The 26644-nt window shown below is 43.5% G+C and carries 26 protein-coding genes and 1 riboswitch; of the genes, 19 read left to right on the top strand and 7 right to left on the bottom strand.

Annotated features, from left to right (window positions below; genetic code table 11):
* Nucleotides 1–11 precede the first annotated feature (11 nt).
* Nucleotides 12–1409, top strand: a complete 1398-nt coding sequence (locus ACIQCO_RS05725; RefSeq protein ID WP_387313319.1) for an APC family permease — start codon at nucleotides 12–14, stop codon at nucleotides 1407–1409.
* 212 nt (nucleotides 1410–1621) lie between these two features.
* Here the strand turns inward: ACIQCO_RS05725 and ACIQCO_RS05720 are convergent, their stop codons facing one another.
* Nucleotides 1622–3544 (bottom strand): N-acetylmuramoyl-L-alanine amidase, encoded by a 1923-nt coding sequence (locus ACIQCO_RS05720; RefSeq protein ID WP_400426668.1) that lies wholly within the window; start codon nucleotides 3542–3544, stop codon nucleotides 1622–1624.
* 358 nt (nucleotides 3545–3902) lie between these two features.
* The gene (locus ACIQCO_RS05715; RefSeq protein ID WP_400426667.1) at nucleotides 3903–4079 is read right to left on the bottom strand and encodes a hypothetical protein; all 177 of its coding nucleotides are present in this window, start codon (nucleotides 4077–4079) and stop codon (nucleotides 3903–3905) included.
* A 299-nt stretch (nucleotides 4080–4378) separates the two neighbouring features.
* Between ACIQCO_RS05715 and ACIQCO_RS05710 the strand changes: the two genes are divergently transcribed.
* Nucleotides 4379–4993: a transposase gene (locus ACIQCO_RS05710; protein ID WP_400426666.1), complete on the top strand. Its 615-nt coding sequence runs from the start codon at nucleotides 4379–4381 to the stop codon at nucleotides 4991–4993.
* The gene (locus ACIQCO_RS05705; protein WP_400426665.1) at nucleotides 4978–6465 is read left to right on the top strand and encodes a YifB family Mg chelatase-like AAA ATPase; all 1488 of its coding nucleotides are present in this window, start codon (nucleotides 4978–4980) and stop codon (nucleotides 6463–6465) included. Before ACIQCO_RS05710 ends, ACIQCO_RS05705 begins: the two co-directional genes overlap by 16 nt.
* A gap of 8 nt (nucleotides 6466–6473) precedes the next feature.
* Here the strand turns inward: ACIQCO_RS05705 and ACIQCO_RS05700 are convergent, their stop codons facing one another.
* Nucleotides 6474–7049, bottom strand: a complete 576-nt coding sequence (locus tag ACIQCO_RS05700) for a glycerol-3-phosphate acyltransferase (protein WP_400426664.1) — start codon at nucleotides 7047–7049, stop codon at nucleotides 6474–6476.
* Between the two features lie 132 nt (nucleotides 7050–7181).
* On the opposite strand from ACIQCO_RS05700, the gene ACIQCO_RS05695 reads away from it, so the two are divergent.
* Nucleotides 7182–8111 carry a serine hydrolase domain-containing protein gene (locus ACIQCO_RS05695; protein ID WP_400426663.1) on the top strand — a complete coding sequence of 310 codons (930 nt, stop codon included), beginning with the start codon at nucleotides 7182–7184 and terminating at the stop codon, nucleotides 8109–8111.
* 191 nt (nucleotides 8112–8302) lie between these two features.
* Here the strand turns inward: ACIQCO_RS05695 and tagU are convergent, their stop codons facing one another.
* Entirely contained in the window at nucleotides 8303–9232 is a 930-nt protein-coding gene (tagU, locus tag ACIQCO_RS05690; RefSeq protein ID WP_400426662.1) for a polyisoprenyl-teichoic acid--peptidoglycan teichoic acid transferase TagU, read from the bottom strand.
* A gap of 271 nt (nucleotides 9233–9503) precedes the next feature.
* On the bottom strand, nucleotides 9504–11027 hold the full coding sequence (locus ACIQCO_RS05685) for a S1C family serine protease (protein ID WP_400426661.1): 1524 nt from the start codon (nucleotides 11025–11027) through the stop codon (nucleotides 9504–9506).
* A 159-nt stretch (nucleotides 11028–11186) separates the two neighbouring features.
* Here ACIQCO_RS05685 and ACIQCO_RS05680 point away from each other — a divergent pair, with 159 nt between their 5' ends.
* The 7 genes from ACIQCO_RS05680 to ACIQCO_RS05650 all read left to right on the top strand — a co-directional run bounded on the left by ACIQCO_RS05680 (nucleotide 11187) and on the right by ACIQCO_RS05650 (nucleotide 15858).
* Nucleotides 11187–11318: a hypothetical protein gene (locus ACIQCO_RS05680; protein ID WP_400426659.1), complete on the top strand. Its 132-nt coding sequence runs from the start codon at nucleotides 11187–11189 to the stop codon at nucleotides 11316–11318.
* Between the two features lie 72 nt (nucleotides 11319–11390).
* Entirely contained in the window at nucleotides 11391–11831 is a 441-nt protein-coding gene (locus tag ACIQCO_RS05675) for a hypothetical protein (protein WP_400426657.1), read from the top strand.
* Between the two features lie 197 nt (nucleotides 11832–12028).
* Nucleotides 12029–13186, top strand: a complete 1158-nt coding sequence (gene wecB / locus ACIQCO_RS05670; protein ID WP_400426973.1) for a non-hydrolyzing UDP-N-acetylglucosamine 2-epimerase — start codon at nucleotides 12029–12031, stop codon at nucleotides 13184–13186.
* An 18-nt stretch (nucleotides 13187–13204) separates the two neighbouring features.
* On the top strand, nucleotides 13205–13591 hold the full coding sequence (gene gloA2, locus ACIQCO_RS05665) for an SMU1112c/YaeR family gloxylase I-like metalloprotein (protein WP_400426656.1): 387 nt from the start codon (nucleotides 13205–13207) through the stop codon (nucleotides 13589–13591).
* Nucleotides 13592–13594: 3 nt separating this feature from the next.
* The gene (locus tag ACIQCO_RS05660) at nucleotides 13595–13822 is read left to right on the top strand and encodes a hypothetical protein (RefSeq protein ID WP_400426654.1); all 228 of its coding nucleotides are present in this window, start codon (nucleotides 13595–13597) and stop codon (nucleotides 13820–13822) included.
* Nucleotides 13823–14023: 201 nt separating this feature from the next.
* Nucleotides 14024–14683 (top strand): 5-bromo-4-chloroindolyl phosphate hydrolysis family protein, encoded by a 660-nt coding sequence (locus ACIQCO_RS05655; protein ID WP_400426653.1) that lies wholly within the window; start codon nucleotides 14024–14026, stop codon nucleotides 14681–14683.
* Nucleotides 14680–15858, top strand: coding sequence for a toxic anion resistance protein (locus ACIQCO_RS05650; RefSeq protein WP_400426652.1), 1179 nt, complete (start codon nucleotides 14680–14682; stop codon nucleotides 15856–15858). The genes ACIQCO_RS05655 and ACIQCO_RS05650 overlap by 4 nt, the downstream gene beginning before the upstream one ends.
* Before the next feature lie 197 nt (nucleotides 15859–16055).
* Here ACIQCO_RS05650 and ACIQCO_RS05645 read toward each other — a convergent pair whose 3' ends face one another.
* Entirely contained in the window at nucleotides 16056–16832 is a 777-nt protein-coding gene (locus tag ACIQCO_RS05645) for a M15 family metallopeptidase (protein WP_400426651.1), read from the bottom strand.
* 224 nt (nucleotides 16833–17056) lie between these two features.
* Nucleotides 17057–17141, top strand: a riboswitch (cyclic di-GMP riboswitch).
* Nucleotides 17142–17193: 52 nt separating this feature from the next.
* On the opposite strand from ACIQCO_RS05645, the gene ACIQCO_RS05640 reads away from it, so the two are divergent.
* A complete protein-coding gene (locus ACIQCO_RS05640; RefSeq protein ID WP_400426650.1) occupies nucleotides 17194–17358 on the top strand; it encodes a hypothetical protein in 165 nt (54 codons plus the stop codon).
* A 68-nt stretch (nucleotides 17359–17426) separates the two neighbouring features.
* Here the strand turns inward: ACIQCO_RS05640 and ACIQCO_RS05635 are convergent, their stop codons facing one another.
* Nucleotides 17427–18479 (bottom strand): multicopper oxidase domain-containing protein, encoded by a 1053-nt coding sequence (locus ACIQCO_RS05635; RefSeq protein WP_400426649.1) that lies wholly within the window; start codon nucleotides 18477–18479, stop codon nucleotides 17427–17429.
* 207 nt (nucleotides 18480–18686) lie between these two features.
* Between ACIQCO_RS05635 and ACIQCO_RS05630 the strand changes: the two genes are divergently transcribed.
* The 7 genes from ACIQCO_RS05630 (at nucleotide 18687) to ACIQCO_RS05600 (ending at nucleotide 26638) form a co-directional block, all read left to right on the top strand.
* Nucleotides 18687–18839 carry a hypothetical protein gene (locus ACIQCO_RS05630; RefSeq protein WP_400426648.1) on the top strand — a complete coding sequence of 51 codons (153 nt, stop codon included), beginning with the start codon at nucleotides 18687–18689 and terminating at the stop codon, nucleotides 18837–18839.
* A 475-nt stretch (nucleotides 18840–19314) separates the two neighbouring features.
* The gene (locus ACIQCO_RS05625) at nucleotides 19315–21000 is read left to right on the top strand and encodes a serine hydrolase domain-containing protein (RefSeq protein ID WP_400426647.1); all 1686 of its coding nucleotides are present in this window, start codon (nucleotides 19315–19317) and stop codon (nucleotides 20998–21000) included.
* Nucleotides 21001–21091: 91 nt separating this feature from the next.
* The gene (gene nagZ / locus ACIQCO_RS05620; RefSeq protein WP_400426646.1) at nucleotides 21092–23155 is read left to right on the top strand and encodes a beta-N-acetylhexosaminidase; all 2064 of its coding nucleotides are present in this window, start codon (nucleotides 21092–21094) and stop codon (nucleotides 23153–23155) included.
* A gap of 138 nt (nucleotides 23156–23293) precedes the next feature.
* A complete protein-coding gene (locus ACIQCO_RS05615; RefSeq protein ID WP_400426645.1) occupies nucleotides 23294–24553 on the top strand; it encodes an exo-beta-N-acetylmuramidase NamZ family protein in 1260 nt (419 codons plus the stop codon).
* A gap of 46 nt (nucleotides 24554–24599) precedes the next feature.
* A complete protein-coding gene (locus ACIQCO_RS05610) occupies nucleotides 24600–24749 on the top strand; it encodes a hypothetical protein (RefSeq protein ID WP_400426644.1) in 150 nt (49 codons plus the stop codon).
* A 248-nt stretch (nucleotides 24750–24997) separates the two neighbouring features.
* The gene (locus ACIQCO_RS05605; protein ID WP_400426643.1) at nucleotides 24998–25900 is read left to right on the top strand and encodes an ABC transporter ATP-binding protein; all 903 of its coding nucleotides are present in this window, start codon (nucleotides 24998–25000) and stop codon (nucleotides 25898–25900) included.
* Entirely contained in the window at nucleotides 25901–26638 is a 738-nt protein-coding gene (locus tag ACIQCO_RS05600; RefSeq protein WP_400426642.1) for an ABC transporter permease, read from the top strand.
* The last annotated feature ends 6 nt before the right edge of the window (nucleotides 26639–26644 follow it).

The following is a 26644-nucleotide window of genomic DNA, read 5'->3' as shown; positions in this document are numbered from 1 at the left end:
GGGGAAAAGGGATGGAATCAGGAGTACCAACGAATTCGCATCAACCGCCGAAATCATCGGACGGTCATACGAATGTGGAACAATTCGGTTATAAACAGGAATTAAAACGGTCGTTGACATTCTGGGATCTATTGATTTATGGACTTGTCTTCATGGTCCCGATTGCCCCGTTTGGTATTTACGGGTATGTCGCGCAAGGCTCGAACGGGATGGTTGCCCTTGCCTATTTAATCGGAATGGTTGGAATGGTCTTTTCCGCTTTAAGCTATGCAAGGATGTCCGAGGCGTTTCCAATTGCGGGGTCTGTCTATTCTTATGCCCAGCGGGGAATCAATGAACATGTCGGATTTTTTGCTGGATGGGTGATTTTACTTGATTATATTTTAGTACCGGCCTTATTGTATTTAGTCAGTGCTGCCGCTTTAAGTGACATTGCTCCAGAAATCCCGATGTGGATCTGGCTGGTTATTTTTATCGGCATTAACACGGTTATAAACGTGTTCGGAATTGAAATTACCGCAAAAGCGAATAAAATCATCGTCGTGCTTGAATTGATTGTGTTAGTCGTTTTTGTAGGGGCCGCTATTATAGCGATTTCTAAAGGAGTTAATGGCGCGGAATTCAATTTTAAGCCAATTTTTGATAAGCAAAACTTCAGCATGAGCATGGTCATGGGAGCCGTTTCCATCGCCGTGTTAAGCTTTCTGGGCTTTGATGCTATTTCAACATTATCCGAGGAAACAAAGGGCGGCAAGAAAGTGGTCGGCCGTGCAATTATTTTCTCCCTATTAGTGGTGGGTGTCTTGTTTATCATCCAGACATGGGTGGCGGCGTTAATCTGGCCGGATTACACCTCGTTTGAAAATGCCGACGTTGCTTTTTATCAAATTGCTGAAATTGCCGGCGGCTCATGGTTAAAGTGGACGACGATATTGGCAACAGCACTTGCATGGGGGATTGCCGATGCACTTGTGGCCCAGGCGGCCATTTCGCGGATATTATATAGTATGGCGCGCGACCGCAAGCTCCCGAAAATTCTCGCAAAGGTCCACGCCAAGTACAAAACGCCGTATGTTAGTACCTTAATCGTTGCAGCGATTTCGCTTGTTGTTACGATTGGGTTTGCTTCGCAGATTGATAGTCTTGCATCGCTTGTTAACTTCGGCGCGTTGACTGCCTTCTTATTCCTGCATCTATCCGTCATTAACTACTTCGTACGGAAGCAGAAGAGCAAAGATTACCTAAATCACCTCGTGTTCCCGCTGATTGGGTTCCTAATCATCGGTTACGTATGGTTCAACCTTGACCCAACCTCCAAGAAACTCGGCTTCGTCTGGATGGCCGTCGGGATACTCTACATGATCTACCTGAAACTAACAAAAAAGGATTCTAATTTGAATGTAGAATAAACATGGATGTTGATCAAGTCGCAACATGGGTGTCAGGCACCGCTCGTGGACAAATGTCCTCCTGGGATGGACACTAGTATTTTGCATTAATAGGTAATTAAGGTATTCCAATTGAAAACGCACGCACAATCAGGGCGTTGGCCCGCTTTGTGCGTGCGTTCTTTACATGCGTATCGTTCGTGCTATCCAATCTTTTGACCTAAAGAAGCAGATTAATCGAAGAACTTCACTAATCCATTCAGCAGCCCCGTGCAGATTTTGTTCTGATAGCTGGTACTCACTAGGTTTGCTCTTTCTTTGTCATTGCTGATGAAGCCGATTTCCACCAAAACGGCTGGTGCTTGATTGCCTCTGATTACCCGGAAGCTTTCATCCTTCACGCCCCTCGTGACGGCGCCGGTAGATTTGATTATTTCATCCTGAAGCAATGAAGCAAGCCGTTTACTTTCTGCCGGCATGACCCCATCTTTAGAATTATGATAGGTTTCAATTCCCTGTGCACTCGTAGCAGTCGACGAATTCACATGGATACTGATAAACGCATCAGGTTTTATTGAATTTGAAAATTCAACCCTGCCATCCAACGAAACAAATTCATCCTTGCTTCTAGTCAAATAAACAGTGACCCCTTGGCTTTTGAGAAGTTCAGCAAATTTCAAGCTTACCTGCAGGTTGATTGTCTTTTCAAAAACCCCTGCTGCACTAGCCCCGCCATCATAACCGCCATGTCCGGGATCTAATACAATCGTTTTTCCCGCTAACCCTTTAGTTGCATTAGGAGAAGGAACCCAAACTCCGTTATCCGCCAAAAAGTATTCCTTACCGTCTACAGTAATCCAGCCTGTTTGCATGACACCGTTTGAATCAGAATAGTACCAATATCCCTTATCCTGGAACCAGCCTGTTATCAGTGCCCCGGACTGATTAAAGAAGTACCTCTTACCTCCGTCCTGCAGCCAGCCGATTTGCATCGCACCGCTAGAAGTTAAATAGTAGCGAATATTCTTGTCCACAAGCCAGCCCGTTTGCATTTCCCCTTGCTCATTTAAAAAGTACCATTTGCCGCCATCCAGGAGCCAGTTCGTTTTTATCGAGTAATCATTGTTCAAAAAATACCAAATGTTATTCGATTTCAGCCAGCCCTTCTGGAGCACGCCTGTATCATTCGCATAATATTTTTTTCCGTTGACCGTAAACCAGCCGCCGGAATATAGCACCCCTTCATTATCGAAAAAGTAACCCTTGCCCTCCAGCGTGGCCAAACCTGTCGTCAGAGCCCCGCTGCTGTTGAAGAAATATTTTTTGCCCTGCTCATTAAACCAGCCTGTTAGCATGACTCCGGTTTGATCGAGAAAGTATTTTTTCTCCTTGTCAGTCAGCCAGCCGCTTTGAACGGTGCCTTCTTTATCAGAAAAATACCATTTTCCATTGATTTTCTCCCAGCCAGAGACCAAGGTGCCATCTGTGTTAAATAAATACTTTTTTCCTAAAATATCCGTTATACCTGATGCGGCAGATCCGTCACTTTTCAAATAATATTTTTTCCCGCCTTGCTCTAACCATTGGTCCGCCTGCATGACTCCTAAACTATCAAAATAGTACTTTTTAGAAGCCACTGTTTCGAAACCAATACTTCTTTCTCCGCTGGATTTTAGATAATACCAGTTTGAATCAAGCAGGAGCCAGCCCGATTTCATCGCACCATCGGCCTGAAGGTAGTACCATTTGTTGCTGGTATTCAGCCAGCCCGTTTGCATGGCACCGTCAGATTGAAGGAAGTACCATTTGTTGTTTGTGCTCAACCAGCCTGTTTTCATTGAACCATCAGCCAGGAGGAAGTACCATTTGTTTTTTTCGCTAAGCCAGCCGGTTTTCATCGAGCCATCCGCCTGCAGGTAGTACCATTTTCCACTGAGCTTGAGCCAGCCGGTCTGCATTACACCCTTGGCATCCATGTAATACCACTTGTTTCCTATATATATCCAGCCTTTTGCCGGTGCATCTTTTTGGAAATAATACCATTTGCCATTTTCTAGTTTCCAGCCTGTGGTGGCCGCATTGGAATGTGCAGCACCCAGTCCTATGCCCAATAGTAATATAGTAAAAATTGATAATAGTAAAATCTTCTTTTTCAATGCTAAATTCCTTTCATGCCTAAATATTTACTCTAAGAATAGGTACAACAAAAAAATGGTTGTATTGGTTTCTCTAATAGGAACTCGTCACACTCCTTTTTATAAAATTTACCCAAATTTTCAGGTGTATCCTTAATTTGTTAATTCAATATTAAACTGTATTTTCCGTAATGTGAAGCGAAAATCGACAATCTTTGCATGGAAAATGGCGAAACACCGAAAAATGAGTCAAATTAGCTATATTTGGAGAATATGAAAAAATGCCCCCAAACGAATTGGGGACATTTCATATATTGTATTGTGGATTTTGGGAATAGGAACGTTGTTTTGTACGGTTTGTGGATGGAAAAAAATGAGGTTAGTCCCCGCCGTCCCCTCTGGCAGCGTTTTTATCCTTCTTTTCAAGACTAGGAAATATAAAAAAGGCAGCGATAATGGCTAAAGTACCGAAGAATTCCTGGATTCCAAATATAAGATAAATGCCAAACACGAAAAGGAGAATTCCAACCAACCATTGAAAAACCCTTACAAGCATCAGAGACATACCCCCCTTTACATAAAGTAAAAACACAAACCCCTATAAAATAAATATTACCACCAAAGGCTTTTTATACATTTTTTAGGAAATGGGTGTCAGGCACCGCTCGTGGACATTTGTCCTCCTGGGGTGGACACTTTCTTTTTTGGGGGTTTGGTAACAGGGTGGGGGGATGTTTATTTTTCTTTTGGGGATTTGTGAAGGATTTTTGGGGAAGGTGTCGAATTGTAGTATTGAATCAGGTGATTTTTTCCAATAACCTACCCATTCAATAATTCAATAAGGAGTGTTTGCAAATGGCCCGCAAGGTTCGTACTTGGTTTCAAGGTGCGAAGTATCATGTTACCAGCCGAGGAATTAGAAAAAGTCCGCTTTTTTTCGAGGATGAAGATTATCAGAAGTACCTTAAATTGTTGGAAGACACAAGAGACCGTTACCTATTTAACCTCCACACCTACTGCTTAATGACCAATCACACCCATCTGCAGCTTGAAACACTGGAAACCCCGCTTAGTATCATCATGAAAAACCTCAACACGAAATATGCCAAGTATATCAACAAAAAATACGATTTCACCGGCCATGTGTTTGAAAAACGCTATGGGGCCGAGCTCCTCAATTCCGCGGAATATGAGATAGATGTGAGCAAATATATTCATTTAAACCCGGTAGCGGCCGGGATGGCGGCTTCCCCTGAGGATTACCCTTGGAGCAGCTACCGCGCCTATGTCAGCGGCGAAAGCGAAGAAATCCCGCTACTAAACACAGAGACACTGCTTGCCTATTTTCCCCATCCGCCAAAGCACCACTATAAGCGCTATATGAAGACCATCATAACGGATAAATCCTATTGGAAGGGTGGAAAAATTTACATCATGGACAGGGAGGTCCAACCATGTGGGCAAAGGTGATCAGTATCGGTTTAAAGGGAATGGAAGGCTATCGGGTAAATGTCGAGGTAGGTTCCTATGTGGGAAACGACTATTTTAAAATTGTCGGGCTGCCAGATGCGGCCGTTAAGGAATCGAAGGAGCGGATTATTACAGCACTTCGTTCATTAGGCTACACGCTGTCCGGGCAAAAAATTACCATAAATCTCTCGCCTGCGGATCAAAAAAAAATGGGCCCAATGTTTGACCTGCCAATGGCAATCGCGGTGCTGCTAAGCCTGCATGAACTGGAGGCAGTTATCCCGGAAGATACCGGTTTTGTCGGGGCCCTATCTTTGGATGGTTCCATCCAGCCTGTCGAGGGGCTACTGCCGGCGGTGCTGGCGGCCAAAAAGCTGGGAATTAAAAAGCTCTATATGCCATTGGATGAAGGATTACCAGTGCTACAGCTTGAGCCGCTGGAAATTATCTATGTAGCATCATTACAGGATGTCATCGGGCATTTATCGGGTCAATGGCGTCCTCCATTTTTAAAAAAGCAAGAAGAGGACGAGAATCTGAGCAGCATTGATTATTTAGATTTTCGGCAGATTATTGGGCATTACGATGCTAAACATGCCCTAGAAATTGCGGCGGCAGGGGAGCATCATGTCTTATTGACAGGACCGCCGGGCTGTGGGAAAAGTTTGTTAGCGGGAAGTTTCCCTTCCATTTTACCCGCGCTGAAGAAAGAAGCCCACCTTGAGGTGCTTAGCTTGTACCAATTGAGCCGGAACGCATATCCCCATTCAAAAGCGCCGCCATACCGGAATCCTCACCATTCTGCTTCCGGAGTGTCGATCATTGGCGGCGGCCAATATCCAAAACCAGGTGAAATATCGTTAGCCCATCGCGGCGTTTTATTTCTTGATGAAATTGGGGAATTTTCGAAAAAGACCTTAGACATGCTCCGGCAGCCATTAGAAGACGGGTTAATCACAATTAGCCGCACAAACGCGACGGTTACTTATCCCGCTTCGTTTATTCTGCTGGCTGCAATGAATCCATGCCCCTGTGGCTATACGGGCTCAAATTCTCACTATTGTACTTGTACTTCTAAACAAATTACCGCCTATCAAAACAGACTTTCGGGCCCGTTGAGAGATCGGTTTGATATAAACCTTTCGCTTGCACCGATCGATATTAATACGGATGCAGCAACGGAGAATTCTGAAATGGTGCGGGGGAGAGTGGAGGCAGCCAGGAATAGACAATATGAACGCTACGGCAGCGAGGTTTGCAATGGCCGAGTTCCGTATGAAATCCTGATGAATATGAGTCCATTACGTGATGAACAACAAAGGCAGCTTCAGCGGCTTTTGCTTAAGAACGCTTGGAGCAACCGCACCCAAATCAAAATCATCCGTCTGGCCCGCACAATCGCAGACCTGCAAGCAAAACCAGCCATCAGCGACGAACATATTAGCGAGGCAATCAAGCTGAATACAGTGTGAATGCAGTTTTATTCCTTTTGTTCACGGCTTTTCAGCCTTTCCCTGATATTTTCAGAATGTGCTAGAAGAATAATGCCAACTAGGGTCAATTCAATTACACACGTTAACCACTGATGGTGCTTGAAAAAGAGAAAGATAGGAATAAACAGGAATGCCCCTAGGCCTGAGAAGGTAAAGCTTTTTGTAAAAGGATAAAGGGCGAAAAATGCCAGCAGAATGACGGCAATCAGGAGCGGTTCGAAGCAAATCATCCCGCCAATAAAGGTCGAAATCCCTTTCCCGCCTTTAAACTTTAATGCGGCTGGTTTAATATGGCCAAGAATCGCCATCCCAAGGCCAATCAATTGAACATACTCAGGAAAATGAAGATAGCGGCCAATGAGTATCACGCTAATCCCCTTTAAGGCGTCGCCGAGAAAAATAATGGCGAACGCCTTTTTTCCATGCAGGCGGCCGGCATTCCTCGCACCGACATTGCCGCTTCCGTGAAGCCGAATATCCTTATGGTGCAGGACTTTTATGACAAGATAGCCAAACATGATATTCCCAATCAAATAGGAAGATACAAGATACAACCAATTCACTGGAATCACAACCTTTCATAAAAATTGGCTTCAGCTGCGAGTAGAAGCATTTTTGTTGGTACCATTCAGAATTTTCTGTAGTATTTAACCAAGAGAGTCATAAGTTTACTTTTATTTTGGGGTGAAATGGGTTTGATTTCAATTGATTTTTTAACAGAATTCGAGAAAAGAATAAAAAAAGAAAAAATTACATCCTGTCTGATTCACCATGGGGATTCCTTGGTTTTCCAATACTATAAAAATAATAAAATGAAAGACAAGCAGCATAAGGTTAACTCGGTTACGAAGAGTGTGCTGTCAATTTTAGTGGGAATTGCGATTGATCGCGGAGAGTTAGCCGGGATTGGCCAGTCGATAGCAGAATTTTGTCCTAATCTAGATGATTGGCAAAAGAATATTACGATTGAGAACCTGCTTACGATGACGCCTGGCTACGATTGGCCCGAGTTTTCCAGTTGGGGCGGGAGACCAATGCCAATGATCAACACAAAGGATTGGATTCATTTTATCTTGAGCAGGCCGTTTTCCGGTCCTCCAGGGAGAAAAATGTATTACAACTCGGGGTGCTCGCATTTGCTGAGTGCGATTCTCCAAAAAGCAGCTGGCAAATCGTTAACAAAATATGCGGAAGAACATTTATTTAAACCTTTAGGAATCGAGGATTATACTTGGTATTCGGATGCGAAGGGTGTAGTGATTGGCGGGTTTGGGCTGTCTATGAAGGCGGCAGATATGATGAAAATTGGGCAATTAATGCTGTGGGAGGGGAAATGGTACGACAACAGGGAAATGGTTGTGTCAGAGACGTGGGTTAAAGAATCCACCACCATTCGCTTCCATACCTATGATAAAATCGGCTCCTATGGCTATCACTGGTGGATCCTCACAGAAGAACAAAACCACCCAGCCCAGCCAGCGGCATACTTCGCCATGGGCTACGGCGGCCAATACATTATCGTCGTACCTGAACACCAACACATCACGACCTTTAGCAGCGAACTATACACAGACACATTCAAACCAATGCAATACTTCAAAAAATATATATGGTGTCATTTATAGATTCATACATAGTATCATTCATGCGTCATACATGCGTCATTTTTGTGTCATTTATGGTGTCACATTTATGGTGTCAGGCACCACTCGTGTACATTTGTCCTCCTGGAGTGGACACTCGGGGCGAAGAATGAAAAATGGCTGACTCAGCGTTCGTTTTGAACGATTTGTTGAGTCAGCCATTTCGGTATCGATTATTGCAGTTCTAACTGTTTCTTTAGTTCCGTTCGGATTCTTTGCTTTTCTTCCTCTGAGACCAGGCCGTAGTAGATTTTGTTGATCATTGTGCCGGTTTCGTTTATTTCCATTTGCTGAATGTTCTTTCCTGCCTCCCGGTAATTCTTTTGGATATCCATGATCTGGTCGAAAGTAAGATTTGTTTTAATATTTTTTCCAAGGGCCGTAAAGATATCGGAGAATTTTGTTAAGGTTGACACACTGGTTCCTTCTTTAATGATTGCTTGAATGATTTGCCGCTGTCTTAATTGGCGTCCAAAATCACCTCGCGGGTCCTCATATCTCATTCGAGCAAAACTAAGGGCCTGCTCCCCGTTCAGAGCTATTTCTCCTTTGGCAAAATGGAAGCCATTTTCGGTGAAATCCAGGTCATTCTGGATTTTTACACCGCCAACAGCGTCGACAATATCCTTAAATCCCTCCATGTTAATCTGGATATAATAGTCAATTGGAATATCGAGGAAATTTTCAACCGTGTCCATCGACATCGGTACCCCGCCAAAAGCATAGGCATGATTGATTTTATCCTCTTTTCCCTTGCCGAGAATTTCCGTGCGGGTGTCACGTGGAATACTCAGCATTTTTACCGAATTATTGTTCGGATTTACAGTTAAGACGATGATCGTGTCTGACCGCCCCTTGTCACCTTCTCGTTCATCAACACCAAGCATTAAAACGGAAAAAGGCTCCTTTTTTTCAAAAACTACAGGGTTCTCGCGTTTAACGGAAATTTCCCTTTCGAGTGGCTGATGCATCGTAACAACTGCCTTTTTAAAAGAATGATAGACGGTGTAACCATATGCCCCTCCACCAATCAATAGAACTAAAAGGATAATTCCTGTTACTCTTAGCCATTTTCTTGATTTCTTCTTCTTTTGAGATCTCATCTGATTACCCCCAAAAAAGTATGGATGAAAAAATATTGGGCGTCAGGCACCGTGCTCGCGGACAGTCGTAGAGGGTGGAAGTGGCAGAAATCAATGCGGGCCTGGTTCTTGTTGAATGATAGTTTTCGATGATAATTATTATATTTGACAGACGGAACAGTTTTCCCTGCTAGTTTAATAGGGTAGGTAGGTTATTCCATTGATTCAACAAAAAAAGTGCCTTCACCCCATGGGTGTCAGGCACCAATCCGATTTTTCCAATCAACTGCGCTTATTCTTCTCCTTTTTCTTTCTTCTTTTGTTTTTCCTGATGTTCTTGAAGGGCGAGCAGAATGTCCTGGATATCAATATTTCCATCTTTGGTTAGATTGGATAAGGTGTTTTCGGGTTGTCCTGAAGGCGTATCTGGTGGTGTTTCAGAAGCCGTAGGCATTACAGGTGCCGCAGGAGCAGGTGGAGCTGCATGTGCATCAGGTGGTGCAGGCGCGACAGGAGTAACAGGAGTAACAGGTGCTGCCGGTGCTGCCGGCACTACAGGAGCTACAGGCGCCGGGGCCGGATTTTCAATCCCTGCCGCAACTGCTGGCTGTTTCGTCCTAAAGGCAAAGGTGAATACTAGTAAAATAATAACCAGCAAACCGGACACACCGTCAACGATGTAGAAAGTGGTCGTGTAGTCGGACCATAACATTTTGCTGCTGCTCATCTTTTTCTCGGAATTGGCGATATACTGCTTTATTTCAGAATGATTCGGATAGATTCGTTGGACCGCTTCAAATTTTGCCAGGGCATGTTTATAATAGCCGCCCCAATATAAATCCAAGCCTTCTTTAAAAAGTTTATCTGTATCGCTCTTGAAATTTTTTACGCCTGCTTGGTTTACAAATTCTTTCACGGTATTGACAGGCACGGCGAAATTAAAGCCTTGGACCTCTTGGCCATTGACAGTGTCGCCTCTAAAGGTTAATAGCCCAATGATTTGCCCTTTTTCATTGATGACCGGACCGCCGCTATTTCCGTGTGTAGCTGCCGCATTAATTTGAATAACCGGGCTTCCTTGTTCCGTCTTTTTTGAAGTGGCGGAAATTTGTCCCGCGTTCATCGAAGACACGAGAGATGAATCAGGTGATAGGAGGTCAGAGTCCCCTGCTGCCGGATATCCGCTCACCCATATATTGTCTTGGTTTTGGATGTCGTCTGAATCGCCAAGAGGTATGGTAGGCAGGTTCTTTCCTTCAATTTTAACCACTGCAACATCTTTGCCTTCATTAATAGGGGCACCATAGCTTTTAATCTCCCCATCAAGGATATCGCCGCCCGGTAAAATGACCTTTGTGGCTTTTTTGATATCAGAGTATTGCGTATAGGAGGCCAAATAATCATATGCCACTTGATAATCTTCCTTGAAATAATCAGCCATTATCGCCACTAATTGCTTAAAGGCTTCAAGTGCTATATCCTCTTCTTTCATCTTTGCAAATTCGACGACGTGGGCATTGGTGACAATATAGCCATTAGAGCTAATTATTGCTCCGGATCCAGAGCCGCCAATAATCGTCTGATTCTTTAGCTGATTGAAAACAGCCTTGACATTTGGGTTGTTGTCGTTAAACTGCCATTGGACAACGGCGTAGTCGACAATGCGGACAACTGCTGGCTTTGTATATTCAGCCAGCCTCTGTGCTGACGATATGTTTCCTACAGCTGGCTTAATATTTATTAGAAAAAAGGAAGTAACCATCACTGCAATGAGCAGCAAACTGATAGGAATGGTAAAAAGCGCCCTCTTCTTCAAAATACAATTCACCTCTTAAATTGAAAATTTAAAATACACCATGCAATATATTCATAATTATCAGAAAAGTAAGCTTGTACAAAACAAATATTTAAGCGAGGGTGGGCAGCGAGGGTGTCAGGCACCGCGCGTGGACATTTGTACGCCTGGGGAGGACAGTTGGAATCCAAGGTTCTATTTCGGAAATGGGGCAGGAAAAAGGCCCGGCTTCTAGGTTGCGGGCCCATCTTGATTATTGCTTGTATTTTCGCCGCAGAAGAGGTTTTATCACCAATTGCAGGAAAAATCTGATAATATGGAGAAAAAAGATTAAGAAACGAAAACAAAATCTAGATTTGTTAAAAAAGGGGAGATCCATCTGAAATGAAAAAGTTCATGATGTTCTTGATGATATCATTAGTGCTTACGGGTTGCAGCAAAGCAGGAAATCACGCAAACTTCACTGTCATATCTCAATCTGAAATTGAAAAAAATGTATCAATAAAAGAAGTAGAATTCGATACAGATGAAATAAACAATCTCTATTCTGGGTTTAACGAAGGGGAATTAGAAAATGGGTTATATAAGTTTAATACTGACGGAAATACTAGCTATGTATTATTTAATTCACAAGGCGTAATGTATTCTAACATATCATTTTCTATTCAGGATAATGTGCTTAAGATTACGTATGATTCAGTGGTTGATGAAGGTTTAGGAATGCAGTCCTTTTTTATGATCAGCAAGAAGGATGAAAAAGATTTTGATACAATCATTTTAGAAAATAACGGTAAGCCGGACCATTTTAATACTGTTTTCTTATGATAAAAGCCCAAGTTGAGGTTTCGTTCTTGTTATTGCTTTTCCCTTCATTGGTTATTTGTTATTATGTTAGTGGGCTTAAACGGTTGTTAGTTTTTCAAAAATGCTTGTTAAATCGGAGCATTGGAAACACATACGGTCGATAATTTTTCAATTATGCTGATGAATTGTATGTAGATAACGTTCTTTGGAGGTTTTTTATAGTGAATCAATTAAAGGTAATGACAGTGTTCGGAACTAGACCGGAAGCAATTAAAATGGCTCCGCTTGTCAAAGAATTAGAGAAATATCCTGATAAAATCAAATCGATTGTCACAGTCACAGCACAACACCGCGAAATGCTTGACCAGGTCTTGAATATTTTCGAAATTACCCCAGATTACGACTTAAATATCATGAAGGAAAGACAATCCTTGATAGATGTAACAACACGTTGCTTAGAGGGACTTAATCAGGTTTTAGCGGAAGTAAAGCCGGATATCGTCTTAGTTCATGGTGATACGTCGACAACCTTTGTGGCAAGCTTGGCTGCTTTTTATCATCAAATTCCAATCGGGCATGTCGAGGCGGGGCTCCGCACGCATAATAAATATTCGCCATACCCTGAGGAAATGAACCGCCAGCTGACGGGCGTCTTGGCAGATCTTCATTTTTCGCCAACAGGCCAATCAAAGCAAAACCTTTTGGTCGAAAATAAAAAGGAAGAGGCCATTTTTATTACCGGAAATACGGCGATTGATGCTTTGAAAACAACCGTGAAAGCCAATTATTCTCATCCTGTATTAGATAAGCTTGGGAATGACCGCTTACTATTAATGACGGCACACCGCCGGGAAAATACCGGTGAACCAATGGAAAACATGTTCCGGGCGATTCGCCGAGTGGTGGAAAAGCATGAAGATGTTCAGGTTGTCTATCCTGTCCATATGAACCCAGTGGTGCGAGAAATCGCCAATCGTGTGCTCGGAGACAACAACCGGATTCACCTCATCGAGCCGTTAGATGTAATTGATTTCCATAACTTTGCTTCAAGAGCCTATTTAATTTTGACCGACTCAGGCGGAGTTCAGGAGGAGGCACCATCGTTAGGAGTGCCGGTGCTTGTGTTGCGTGATACGACGGAACGTCCAGAGGGAATTGAGGCCGGTACTTTGAAGCTTGCCGGAACAGATGAAGACACCATTTTTGGTTTGGCAGATGAATTGTTATCCGACAAAGCGGCACACGACCAAATGGCCAAAGCTTCCAATCCATACGGTGACGGGCTCGCCTCCAAACGAATTGTCGAATCCATTCTTTTTCACTTTGGAACAGACCTGGAAAAACCAGCAGACTTTTTACCGGGCAATGGCAGATAAGAAAAAGCGAGATTATTTATGAAGTTAACGAAAATACATCATATTGCGATAATCTGTTCTGATTTTCAAAAATCAAAGGATTTTTATGTTCGAATTCTTGGACTTACCCCTGTCAGGGAAGTTTTTCGGGAGGATAGGAAATCCTATAAGCTGGACTTGGAAGTTGGAGGGCACTACCAGATTGAGTTGTTTTCGTTTCCGGACCCGCCGGCAAGGGCCAGCTATCCGGAAGCGGCGGGATTAAGGCATCTGGCATTTGAAGTGGAATCCATTGATGAGGCGGCAGCTTATTTAACGGATCAGCAAATAATGGTCGAGGCCATTCGTGTGGATCCGTTAACGAACAAAAAATTCACCTTCTTCGCTGACCCTGATGGGCTTCCGATTGAAATTTACGAGCAATAGACAATGATATGCGGCCGTTCCATGACAGGCAAACCATATCCGAAAAATAAAATCAAACGAAGAGCGGGACTAATTAAACATAGTCCCGCTCTTCATTTAGCACACTGTCCACTGGAGGCGGACAAATGTCCACGAGCGGTGCCTGACACCATAAATGACACCATAAACAATACCATAAACAACACCATAAATGACACGATAAACAATACCACACCATTAAAAACACCGTAAACTACCCTGTTAACAATAAAATACGTCTTAAGTCTTAGATATCTTTCCGTTTGTGGTCTATGGCAGGCAGGATTTTTTTCGTGTATTGTGGAAGTAGTTAATGGAAATAACTTTCTTTTGATGGAATCCTTCAAGGAAGTGAAACCTTTAATTGCTTTCCTTCGTATGAATACTATCGATTAATTAGTCAGGAGTCGATTTATGATGAACCCTTTTCTTTCATTTATTGTCCGCTCGTTTGTGGCCGTCCCGGTAACAGTCATCACTTGGCTGGTATGCCTTTTCCCAGTAGGTCTGACTCTCGGCCCGTCCACTGGATACGCCATCCTTGCCGGGGTCCTTACCCATGTAGTCCTGTCCCTATTCATGAACAGCCGCTTTTTAACGAAACACCAGCTTTCAAGAAAAGAGTACCGCTACATTAGGAAGAATTTAGCCGAAGCGAAACAGAAAATCAGCCGCATGAACAAAAGCATTTTTAAGATACGTGATATTTCTTCTGTAAAACAAAGAATTGACATACATCGGATTACTAAAAAAATCCACAAGATGACCATGAAGGAGCCGAAACGTTTTTATAAAGCCGAAGAATTTTATTTTTCACATTTAGATTCAGTCGTCGAGCTCACTGAAAAATACAGCTTCTTATCCTCACAGCCGAAACAAAACGCCGAGATCGGGCAATCCCTTATCGAAACGCGCAGAACATTAAACGAATTATCAAAAGTTTTGGAAGAGGATTTATACCATGTAATCTCCGATGATATTGATACCCTAAATTTTGAAATTGATGTCGCAAAACATACCCTTAAGCAGAAAAAGGATTCTAAATTTCCCGAAGAGAATAGGTGGCTTAAATGAGCGAAAACAACCCAATCCAATCCAATAAAACCGGTAATTTATTAGATGATATTCTAGCCAACCCGTTTGGTGATCAACTTGAACTTAGCAAAAATCCAGTCCAGCAAACAAATGAAGTCAAGCCAGTTAAGTTAATTGATGTCCTGCCTGAGGAAAACCGGGCAAAGGCCTATCAGCTAGCCGAACAAATTGATCCAGCCAACCATCAGGCGATGATTCTATACGGCACACAAGCGCAAGGAAAGCTGTTATCTTTCTCGCATGCGATGCTTGAGCATGTACAGAAACAGGATGTTGGCGAAATCGGGGAGATCATCAGTGATTTAATGAAGCGGCTTGATGAGGTGAATCCAGACGAACTGAAGGATGGAAAGCCATCCTTTTTTGCCCGTATGTTTGGAAAAATCTCCGGAACACTGCAGGAAGTCCTTTCTAAATATCAAAAAACGGGAGCACAAATCGACCGCATTAGCGTGAAGCTGGACCGAAGCAAAAATGTCCTTTTATCCGATATCAAATTGCTTGAACAGCTTTATGAAACGAATAAGGAATATTTCCATGCCCTGAATGTCTATATTGCCGCTGGGGAAATCAAGCTTGAAGAAATGCAGGAAAAAACGATCCCGCAAATGAAAAGGGCGGCTGAAGCAGCCAATGACCAAATGAAGTTCCAAGAAGTCAATGATATGATTCAATTTGCCGACCGTTTAGACAAGCGTCTCCATGATTTGAAATTAAGCCGGGAAATCACGATTCAAAGTGCACCGCAAATCCGCTTGATTCAAAACACGAACCAAGCGCTTGTTGAGAAAATCCAATCGTCGATCATGACGGCGATTCCATTATGGAAAAATCAAGTGGCGATTGCGTTAACCTTAATCCGCCAGCGCCATGCCGTCGAGGCACAAAAGCAGGTTTCAAAAACAACCAATGAGCTGCTGTTGAAAAATGCAGAAATGCTGAAAACGAATACGATTGAAACGGCAAAAGAAAACGAGCGCGGCCTCGTCGATATTGAAACATTAAAGAAAACGCAAGAAAGCTTAATCTCGACACTAGAAGAAACGATGCGCATCCAAGAAGAAGGCCGGCATAAGCGCCGCCTGGCTGAACAAGAACTAGCCAACATGGAAAACGACCTCCGATTAAAACTATTAGAAATAAAAGGAAAATAATAAAAAGGTCCACGCTGCAAGCAAAATACAGCGTGGACCCTTTTTTTTTGTGCCATTTGTACGTGTGATACCTTTTGGAGTGTCCACCCCAGGAGGACATTTGTCCACGAAGGGTGTCAGGCACCTCATCGAAGGCACCACAACGAAGGCACCACATCGAACCAAATCGAAGGCACCACATCGCTGCAAGGCACCTTTTAATTATTAACCGGTGTTGTGTTGTTGTATTCTTCGAGGGTGATGCCGCTCTGCATGATTTCGGCGGCGATTTTCCTGCCGACGTAGCGGAGGTGCCAGGGTTCGTATTTGTAGCCGGTGATGGCATCTTTGCCTTTGGGATAGCGGATGATAAAGCCGTATTCGGCTGCATGGTTCTGAAGCCAGACCGCCTCCCCTGTTCCTTCAAAGCATTCCTCTGCGGCGCATTTTCCGTCCCCCCCGGTCACGTCGATGGCAAGGCCTGTTTCATGCTCGCTAGTACCAGGGACAGCACTATACGTTTTGGCTGCTTCATACCCATCTGATTTAACATAGTGATTAAACAAACTGGCTTGGACCTCGTGGGACCTATAGGCCGAAACACCGAGTAATTTCACACCATCCTGGTTGGCGCCAGCAAATAGTTCTTCAATGGCGGCTGCGGCGGCTGCCCGCATTTTTCGCTTTTCGATTTTCTCTTTAAAGGTGAAAGGGATGTCTGGATAAATCAAATCCTGTGGCTTGTAATGATCAGGCAGCTTATTTTGCTTGTTAACCAGCACAGGGATTGTTTCAGGATTGGAAACTACTTGGCTGCTTGTCCCGTTTTGGAGGTGTATGACGCTTTTCATCGTGTCAGCTGATAGCTTGTTAGCAGGTACCGGTGGTTGATCCACCGTTTTTCTCTTACTTTCAAAATGACTCTTCCCAACGAAGCCCGCTAAAGCAGCCCCAAGTATAATAAAACATAGAATGAACCATCTAAATTTTGTCATGTTAAACTTCCTTTTTAAAAAAATTCACTTCACTAAACAGCATGGACACTATTAAAAGCTTTAAAACATGCAAGAAAAATAAAGCCCGCTTCCCAGATTTTAGCAGGTAGAAAAAGATTACCCTCTTTTTTATATTCAAAACGACCAATTTTTTACACTTGATAGGTCTATAGGCTCTTTTTTTTTATATTTAAGTTACTTATGCTTTTAATAGACACATAAATCGTACGAAATGGCAAAGCCATTGAAAAATGGTGACGCAAAACTAGAGGGGCTAATGTTTAACGACGATGCTTGCCAGTTACCGAACACGACCAACTCCTGCGATTTATGTTAACCAAGCAATTGAGGAGGTTTTCATGTGTTGAAAATGTTTATTAAGGGCCGGTATTTTTATCATTTATTCCAGCACCGCCACATTGAGCTTTTGCAGCAAGATTGCCTGTGTGAAGATTTAAAAGTAAGGCTAAAGATTAAATCAACCTACCATAATAGTAAGGCCGTTGAACTAGGTTCGTTGATCTAACGTAAAACGTAAATGAAATGAAAAAAGCCTAGGATTTTCCTAGGCTTTTTATTATGAATAAATGATGCTCAGTGTGACATGACCACGCTGCCATCATCGTGGCCGTCTTTCGTGACTTTCAATGCTCCAACCGCCCCTTTTGTTGCGTGGTTGAATTGATGGGTAACAATAGGGTAGCTGCCTTCCTCGGTAACCGTAAATTCAACAACTGCTCCGCCGCTTGCTGGCAGCATGACGGTTTGCATTCCTTGTAGATGGTTTGCCGGATTTCCGTCAAGGTAGACATCATCGAACAGGGTGCCGACCACGTGGAAGCTGCTGACTTCATTTGGACCAACGTTCATCACGTAAAATTTCACTTTGTCGCCGACCTTAGCAACCAGCGGGTGGTCAACCAATGCGCCAACTGTTCCATTTGTATTCATATCGCCATCTTTTAACGCCTTCGTTGAAAAAACAATATATTTGGGTACGCCATTCGTCATATCGTCCATATCGTTGTATTTGTACCATTCATTTTGAACGATAACAAATTCACGGTCGACATCAGAATCGGTTGGATAGCCGTTCTTTGGCTTGACGATAATCGTACCGTGCATTCCGTTAGCGATATGTGCTAAAACGGGTTTCGTTCCGCAGTGGTACATGAACACACCTGGATTATCAGCTGGATAGCTGAATGAACCGGTTTGGTCGGGCATGACCTTTTCAAAGTTTTTAGATGGTGCAGTATGAACGGCATGCATATCCATACTATGTGGAATGGATGGATCCATATTTTCCATGGTAAAATTAATCTTATCCCCTTGATTGACAACAATTACTGGTCCAGGAGCCTCGCCGTTAAAAGTCCAGGCTTTATACATTTCCCCTTTTGCAATTTCAATATCGGTGATTTGGGCAGTCATTTCGACATTTACCTCATGATCGCCAATGCGATTGATCTTTATCGGAGTGGGGTTTTGATTCAGATGTTCATGGGGGCCGATTACTTTGGAAGCTGCGCTAGAATTGGTTTCGGCTTTAACATCCTTTCCCATTGAAAGATCGCCTTTCGCACAAGCACTTAACACCATGACAGAAGTGACCATAATTGCTGCAAACTTCGCTATGTTACCCATTAATATCTCCTCCATAAAACCCCTTTTATTTTTGTATACGCTTTCATTTTACTTCGTTTAAAAAATGCCCTAGTGATTTGGGTCACTATGTAAAAGGGGATAAGTGAACATTTTGTGAACTAGTGAGCAAAGTAATATTAACACCTTGTTTATGTAAAATAGTTCACTGTTAACGGGGCATTCTATTGGTAAAAAGGAGGTTTTACAATGCACTATAGTGGTGACAAAACCAGCGAAGGTCTAAATCAGATTTTAGAAATTATCAATGCCAAAGGCGATGCGGGCGAAATAAAGGAGATTGTTGAAAAAACGGATCCATCTTCCTCTCAAAAACAAGATCGTCCCTCCACCCAGGACTAATTCCTGGGTCTTTTTATTGGTAATTGTGGATAAATTAAGGCGATTGTGGATATTTTTCCGAAAAATCTGGCTAAAGACTTAAGGTCTGTTGATATATGTTCGATGTATAAAGCTGATAAAGTCGATAATCCCTCCAAGTTTGTTGATAAACCTGTGGGTAAGACGAGATTATTGTTGATAACTAGTGAATATTTGTGGATAAAGTCCTAGAAGCTGTGGATACTTTATAAATCAGTCATTTTGCATGGGTATAAAGGGAGAATTTCTATCCAAATTTTCCAATTTTCAAAAAACAATCCAAATGACACACAACTAAATACCCAATAAATGAAGCAAATTGGCAAGGTATAGGTATTATGTGGTATAGACGACTATACATTAATCCGTATATCCTTTAACTATACGCTGTAAGCGGTATCAGTCATAATACATAGCATTTCCGCTTACAATTAATTGTTCAGCCAAAGGAGGATTTATGAAAAGTAAAACCATTATTATCTCAACCGTCTGTACTGTTTTTTTCGGAACGGCAACTGCTTTTGCCAGTAGTGATGCAGCCATAGTTCCAACGATTGAAAAGCAAGAAAAGAAGAGTTCTACCGCATCTGAGAAACCTCACCCAGTTTTCACCTGGAATTCAACCGGCATCCCAGTTTCAAGCGTTCTTCATCCCAGCTCGGCGAAAGGGGCAGGCATGATGACGGCACCGCTTCAGCAAATCGACCAGATTATCAATCAAGCCATTTCGGAAAAAGTCATGCCCGGTGCAGTAGCATTTGTGGCAAGGGGTGGAAAAATCGTAAAGCACACCGCTTACGGAAATTCCGCGCAATACACCGATGGCAAGTTTACCGAAATGGAAAAGCCAATCTCGATGCAAGAGAATACGATTTTCGACCTCGCATCGATTAGTAAAATCTTCACTTCCACAGCGGTAATGGTTTTATATGAACAAGGATTATTTGCACTCGATGACCCTGTTGCCAAGTATATCCCTGAATTTGCCGCTAACGGCAAGGAAAACGTCACCATCCGCCAGCTGCTGACACACACATCCGGCTTCGTCTCCTGGATTCCGCTCTATTCACAAGGGAATTCGCGCGACGAGAGATTGCAGTTAGTTTTCCGGCAGCCATTAAAAAATCGGCCCGGAACTGCCTACGAATATAGTGATTTAAACATGATTACTTTAGGTGCGTTAGTGGAGCGGTTATCCGGCCAGCGTCAGGATGTATTTGTAAAAGAGCAGATCACAGGGCCTTTAGGAATGAAGGACACAATGTACAATCCGCCTGCCAAATTGAAAAACCGGATAGCGGCCACAGAATTCCAAGCGACGCCAAACCGCGGTCTTGTTTGGGGCGAGGTTCACGATGAGAATGCCTGGTCGCTTGATGGCGTCGCCGGTCATGCTGGTGTATTCTCAACAGCGGAAGATCTTGCTAAGCTCGCGCATATTTTTCTCAATGATGGAAAGTATGGTGGAAAAAGGATTCTGAAGCCAGCAACAATTAAGCTATTGCTCGAAAATCAAAATGAGAAATTTCCTGGGAATGACCACGGATTGGGCTGGGAGCTTGGACAAGGCTGGTACATGGATGCCCTATCCGAAGGAACCTATTCCTTTGGACATACTGGATATACGGGAACATCGATTGTCGTCAGTCCAAACAATAAAACAATCGCGATTCTGCTTACTAACCGTGTCCACCCAAGCAGAAATACCGTGTCCACGAACCAAACAAGAAGATTGTTCGCAAGGCAGGTAGCGGACGCGATTCCGGTTTCGATTCCTGGGAAGGATTCCGCTTGGTTTGCCGGCTATGGCGATCAGTTGAAACGTGTCATGGAGGCAGATCTTCAACTGAAAAAAGACGCCAAACTGACGTTTAGTACTTGGTATATGACCGAGTTCGGCTGGGATTTTGGTAACGTGGAAATTTTTATTAACGGCGCTTGGAAAAAGGTAACAGAACTTACGGGGACCAGCAATGGCTGGGAGAACAAAGAAGTATCCATCCCGAAAGACGCGGAAAAATTGCGTTTTATGTACAAAACGGATACGGCAACAAATGGCCGCGGCTGGTATGTGCTGAATCCGAAACTCGACGATTCGGCACTGAAGTTTAACAGCAATGAATGGGAGCTAAGGAATTACTAATTTTAAAAAATGAAGCGGGCGAATGAACCGCTGAATTTTTGCAAGAACGAAAGGTAGTTAAGAGACTACAAAAAATAGAGGAGGAGAAACCATGCGTAAATTTTTCAAGACGTTTATCACTTCATGTTTGGGATTTGCCCTATTGTTAACGGGAATTCCGCATTCGGGGGCAGCGGCGGCTTCAGCCATCAAAGACATAGTAATTGACCTTAACGTTCCGCAAGTGACGAGAGAAGTGAAAGACAAGCAAATTGATTTGAATGCCCTGCATGTTTATGATGATGGCCGCTTTATGTTGGCTTCCGAGAACGTAACCTGGAAATCTTCTAATAAAAATGTCGCCTCTGTCAACGCTGGCAAAGTTACCTTATCCGGACACAACGGGAAAACATTTATCTCTGTCAGCGATGGTTCCTTCACGGATCGAATCGCGATTCAATTCAAAGGTAATCAAGGGGAGATCCTTGTGGAAAAAGAAAAAGGGGCACGCTATGATGTAATCGGCAAGGCTGTCAAGCAGATGACGATGGAAGAAAAGGTCGGCCAAATGCTGATGCCGGACTTCCGTACATGGAAGGGGAAAAATGTCACGGAAATGAATGAAGAAATTACCCAGCAAGTCAAAAAATATCATCTTGGCGGGGTCATTTTGTTCCGTGAAAACACAGTATCGGCAGCGCAAACAACGAAGCTTGTCAGCGCTTATCAAGATGCAGCTGAAAAATATGGGCTGTTGATCTCTATTGACCAAGAAGGCGGTATCGTAACACGTTTGCAATCCGGAACCGATTTTCCTGGGAGCATGGCTCTTGGAGCATCACGGTCTGAAGAATTGGCTGAAAAGGTTGGCAAGGCAATTGGTGAAGAACTAAATGCCGTTGGGATTAATATGAACTTTGGACCTGTTCTCGATACGAACAATAATCCTGATAATCCGGTCATTGGCGTTCGTTCGTTTGGAGAAAACCCAGAGCTCGTGGCGAAATTGGGCAATGCCTATATTAAAGGACTTCATGAAACGGGAACGGCAGCGACTGCGAAGCATTTTCCTGGGCATGGGGATACAGCGGTGGATTCTCACTTAGGACTTCCAGAAGTGCCGCATGATATTGACCGTTTGAAAAAAGTGGAGCTATATCCATTCCAACAGGCGATGAATGCCGGGATTGATGCAGTTATGACGGCGCACGTTACCTTCCCGAAAATCGATAATACCAAAGCCATTTCGAAAAAGGATGGTACGGAAATTGCTGTACCTGCGACGCTTTCTCAAAAGGTATTAACCGGTCTAATGCGCGAAGATATGGGCTTTAAGGGCGTTATTGTGACAGATGCGATGAACATGCAGGCTATCGCCGACCATTTCGGCCCGGTTGATGCAGCGATTCGTGCGGTAAAAGCGGGAACGGATATTGTCTTAATGCCAGTTGGTCTTGAATTAGTGGCAAATGGGCTTTACGATGCAGTCAATTCCGGTGAAATTTCAACAGAAAGACTTAACCAGTCTGTTGAGCGAATTTTAACGTTGAAATTAAATCGCGGTATTGTAAAGGCTGAAGTTGAAAAAAGCCTTGATGAAAAAGTCTCTAATGCCGAGAAAGCTTGGCGATCAACGGAACATTTGCAGATAGAAAAAGAAGCAGCTGCTAAGTCGATTACACTTGTGAAAAACAGCGGTGTGCTTCCACTAAAGGCAGCTGCAGACGATAAGATAGTGGTCGTGGGCTCGAGCGCTCCTACCCTTTTAGCTGAGGTTCAAAAACACCACAAAAATGTAACCATGATTAATACGGCAGTGCCGCTTACAGGAGCCAATTTGACTGCCGCGAAAGCAGCAAAATATATCATTGTCGGAACGAATACTTCTACAGTGAGCGGAAGATTGCCTTCTGCCAGTTTAATGAAGCTGGCCAATCAAATGATAGACGAAACAGATGCAAAAGTCATTGGGGTTGGACTCCGTAATCCATATGACATCATGTCCTATCCAAATGTCGATGCCTACCTGGCACAGTATGGAACGAAGGACGTAAGCTTCGAGGCAGCAGTAAACACCATCTTTGGTGTAAACAAGCCAACTGCCAAACTTCCAGTTACAATCTACAACCAAAACGGCAGCGTCTTATACGGATATGACCACGGGTTGGGGTATTAATTTTTCAAAATTGGGGTTTGTTTTATTGAAATTAGAGATTTGTCGATTTTTCTCGGGCTTTTGTCGATTTTTCCAATGATTATGTATATTTAGACATATCCTGGAAAAATCAACGCCCGAACTATGAGGAGGAGAACAATGAAAAAGAAATGGCTTACAGGTATTCTCGCGTTGTTGCTGGTCCTTTCTACGGTATCGGCCGCAGTTGCCAAAAACGACAAAGAGAAGGAAAAGAATAATGGCAAGTTCCGTTTAGGGGTTGAGGTGTTATTAAAGGATCGCCTCGATTTAATTAAAGGCAAGCGAGTTGGTTTAATCACCAATCCGACAGGTGTCGACCAAGAGCTTACTAGTATTGTAGATTTGCTGTATAAAAATCCCAACGTCAAGCTGACTGCTTTATACGGCCCAGAGCATGGTGTCCGCGGCAGTGCTCCGGCGGGTTCGTATGTTGAGTCCTATATTGATGAAAAAACAGGGATTCCGGTGTACAGTCTTTATGGAGCTACAAAAAAGCCGACACCTGAAATGTTAAGTAATGTAGATGTATTGTTATTTGATATTCAAGACGTAGGGGCGCGTTTCTATACGTATATTTACACAATGGCGTTAGCGATGGAAGCGGCGAAAGAAAATAATATTCCTATTATCGTGCTTGACCGTCCAAATCCAATTAGCGGTGCAAAGGTGGAAGGACCAATTTTAGAGGATAAATATTCCTCATTTGTCGGTGAATATCCGATTCCTGTCCGCCACGGGATGACAGTCGGAGAACTAGCTAAGCTATTCAATAAGGAGTTCAAGATTGGCGCTGATTTAACAGTTGTCAAAATGCAAGGCTGGAACCGCAGCATGTATTACGATGACGCTGATTTACAATTCGTCATGCCGTCACCAAACATGCCAACATTAGATACGGCATTAGTTTATCCGGGTGCCTGCTTGATTGAAGGAACCAACGTTTCAGAAGGACGCGGAACGACAAAACCGTTTGAATTAATTGCCGCTCCGTTCATCAATAGCGATGATCTAGCAGCAAAATTGAATTCTTATAATTTACCGGGAGTTACCTTCCGCCCGGCGTCGTTTATCCCATCAACATCGAAGTTTGTGAACCAGTTAAGCCATGGCGTGCAAATCCATGTCACAAACCGGAATGCCTATAAGCCATTTGAAACAGGCCTGACTATTGTCAAAACTATACATGATATGTATCCGGACAAATTCCAATTCCGGGCCCCGGGCAGCAATGGCATCTCCTTCTTCGATAACCTCGTCGGCAACGGCTCGATCCGTGCCGGAATCGAAGCAGGCAAATCGATTGAACAAATGAAAAAAGAATGGGAGCCAGGACTGAAGAAATTCATGGACGTCCGGGAGAAGTATTTATTATATTAATCGCAGCTATGAGAGGCCTTCTAAATAGGAGGTCTCTTTTTTTAACTTGGTTTTCTGGTCGAAAAACTGGTTTGGCGAAATAAATTGCGAAATTGGCGGAATCCACCCCTGGTTTGGCGAGATTACGGCTGAATTTGGCGAGATTAATCCCAAGTTTGGCGAGATTATCCTGAAAATCGGCGAGAACCCCGTCTAGTTCAGCAAGAAAAAACCAGTTTGGCGAAATGAATCGTTAATTTGGCGAGATACTTCGGCAGTTTGGCGAGATTAATCTAAAGTTTGACAAGAAACTTCCTCGGTTTGGCGGAAATGATTCAATCCGTCCCCCAGCAACTTTCTCCAAAAATATGACTTTTGTCACCTCATTTTGATGACAATGCTTACTAAAATCCCCCGCCTCCAAAGCGTACAATGAAATCAAGTAATCAGGAGGTGTTCAAGAATATGAACAAAATTGTAAGCTTAACAAACGTGACAAAGTCATTTCAACATAAAACAGCGGTAAACGATGTATCCTTCACGATTGGAAAAGGAGAAGTCGTGGCGATTCTTGGGCCGAATGGGGCCGGGAAAACAACTACCATTTCAATGATCTTAGGACTGCTCAAACCAACGGCAGGAGAGGTCCAACTATTTGACCATCAGCCGCAAGAAAAACAAGTCCGTGAAAAAATCGGCACGATGCTCCAGGAAGTCAGCGTCATGCCCGGCTTGAAGGTGCGAGAAATCCTTGAGTTAATTAGAAGCTACTACCCAAAACCGCTCGCTATCCAACAACTCATCGAACTTACAGGACTAACCGAGCAGGATATGAAAACCAGGGCGGAAAAATTATCAGGCGGACAAAAGCGCAGGCTCAGCTTTGCCCTCGCACTCGCTGGAAATCCAGAGCTGATCATCTTTGATGAACCAACCGTCGGTATGGACATCACATCAAGGAACCGCTTTTGGGAAACAATCCATCATCTCGCCGAAGAGGGGAAAACGATTATTTTCTCCACCCATTATCTGCAAGAGGCCGACGATGCTGCGAACAGGATTCTTCTATTTAAAGACGGCGCCATCGTCGCAGATGGAACGCCGGCGCAAATCAAATCGAGGATTTCGAAGCAGTCGGTTTCCTTTATCGTCGACCCGGAAATATCGCTTGAAAAACTGTATCTCCATAGTGAAATTGATGACATCTACAGAAAAAACAACCGGGTTTACATCCAATCCTCAAATACCGACCGAGTATTGGAGCTGCTTTTTCAAGAAAAAATCGGTGCACGGGACATCCAAATTGAAAGCGGCAAGCTAGAGGAAGCATTCGAACAGCTGACTAGCGGCGCAAAGGAGGCTATCTAAATGAAAACATTTCAAATGCAGTGTAAATACGAAATCATCAGGGTACTAAGAAATCGCTATTTTGTCTTTTGGTCGCTTGTGATGCCGATTCTTTTCTATTATATTTTCACCAATGTGGTGAACACGAATGCTCCGGATAAGGCGGAATGGCAGGCACATTATCTAATGTCGATGACGGTGTTCAGTGTGATGGGCTCGTCGATGATGACGCTCGGAATTCGCATGGTTCAGGAACGCTCCCAAGGCTGGTCGACGTTCATCCGCATCACGCCGCTGTCCGATACGGTCTATTTTGCAGCACAAATGATTGGCCAAAGTGTGATTCATCTGCTATCCATCACCATCATTTTTATCGCAGGCGCACTCATCAATGGGGTTTCGCTCACAGCGTTAGAATGGACCATGAGCGGGTTATGGATTTTGCTTGGTTCGCTGCCATTCCTCGCCATTGGCACCTTAATCGGATTGATGAAAAAAGTAGAAACCGCTGCAGGAATCAGCAATGTAATTTATATGGTGCTCGCGGTAGCAGGCGGCCTATGGATGCCGCTCGAAATCATGCCAAAAATCATGCAATCAATTGGAAAATGGCTGCCGTCGTATAATTTTGGCAATGGAGCTTGGGAGATTATCCGCGGCAACATGCCGGATTGGAGAAATATTCTGATTTTAATCGCCTATTTAGCCTTGTTTATGCTACTATCGAAGTATATTAGACGAAAACAAGAAGCGGTGTGATTTTGT

The organism is Neobacillus sp. NPDC093127, from assembly GCF_044754175.1.
Classification (GTDB): domain Bacteria; phylum Bacillota; class Bacilli; order Bacillales; family Cytobacillaceae; genus Neobacillus.
This window is presented reverse-complemented; position numbering and strand designations above follow the sequence as displayed.

Excerpts from the sequence above, each read along its gene's own strand:
- gloA2 (WP_400426656.1), top strand. The coding sequence starts at position 13,205 with ATGAAGTTAACGAAAATACATCATATTGCGATAATCTGTTCTGATTTT.
- ACIQCO_RS05615 (WP_400426645.1), top strand. The coding sequence starts at position 23,294 with ATGAAAAAGAAATGGCTTACAGGTATTCTCGCGTTGTTGCTGGTCCTT.
- nagZ (WP_400426646.1), top strand. The coding sequence starts at position 21,092 with ATGCGTAAATTTTTCAAGACGTTTATCACTTCATGTTTGGGATTTGCC.
- ACIQCO_RS05630 (WP_400426648.1), top strand. The coding sequence starts at position 18,687 with ATGCACTATAGTGGTGACAAAACCAGCGAAGGTCTAAATCAGATTTTA.
- ACIQCO_RS05660 (WP_400426654.1), top strand. The coding sequence starts at position 13,595 with ATGATATGCGGCCGTTCCATGACAGGCAAACCATATCCGAAAAATAAA.
- ACIQCO_RS05725 (WP_387313319.1), top strand. The coding sequence starts at position 12 with ATGGAATCAGGAGTACCAACGAATTCGCATCAACCGCCGAAATCATCG.
- ACIQCO_RS05625 (WP_400426647.1), top strand. The coding sequence starts at position 19,315 with ATGAAAAGTAAAACCATTATTATCTCAACCGTCTGTACTGTTTTTTTC.
- ACIQCO_RS05655 (WP_400426653.1), top strand. The coding sequence starts at position 14,024 with ATGATGAACCCTTTTCTTTCATTTATTGTCCGCTCGTTTGTGGCCGTC.
- ACIQCO_RS05635 (WP_400426649.1), bottom strand. The coding sequence starts at position 18,479 with ATGGGTAACATAGCGAAGTTTGCAGCAATTATGGTCACTTCTGTCATG.
- ACIQCO_RS05705 (WP_400426665.1), top strand. The coding sequence starts at position 4,978 with ATGTGGGCAAAGGTGATCAGTATCGGTTTAAAGGGAATGGAAGGCTAT.
- ACIQCO_RS05645 (WP_400426651.1), bottom strand. The coding sequence starts at position 16,832 with ATGACAAAATTTAGATGGTTCATTCTATGTTTTATTATACTTGGGGCT.
- ACIQCO_RS05675 (WP_400426657.1), top strand. The coding sequence starts at position 11,391 with ATGAAAAAGTTCATGATGTTCTTGATGATATCATTAGTGCTTACGGGT.
- ACIQCO_RS05605 (WP_400426643.1), top strand. The coding sequence starts at position 24,998 with ATGAACAAAATTGTAAGCTTAACAAACGTGACAAAGTCATTTCAACAT.
- ACIQCO_RS05650 (WP_400426652.1), top strand. The coding sequence starts at position 14,680 with ATGAGCGAAAACAACCCAATCCAATCCAATAAAACCGGTAATTTATTA.
- ACIQCO_RS05715 (WP_400426667.1), bottom strand. The coding sequence starts at position 4,079 with ATGCTTGTAAGGGTTTTTCAATGGTTGGTTGGAATTCTCCTTTTCGTG.
- ACIQCO_RS05710 (WP_400426666.1), top strand. The coding sequence starts at position 4,379 with ATGGCCCGCAAGGTTCGTACTTGGTTTCAAGGTGCGAAGTATCATGTT.
- ACIQCO_RS05600 (WP_400426642.1), top strand. The coding sequence starts at position 25,901 with ATGAAAACATTTCAAATGCAGTGTAAATACGAAATCATCAGGGTACTA.
- tagU (WP_400426662.1), bottom strand. The coding sequence starts at position 9,232 with ATGAGATCTCAAAAGAAGAAGAAATCAAGAAAATGGCTAAGAGTAACA.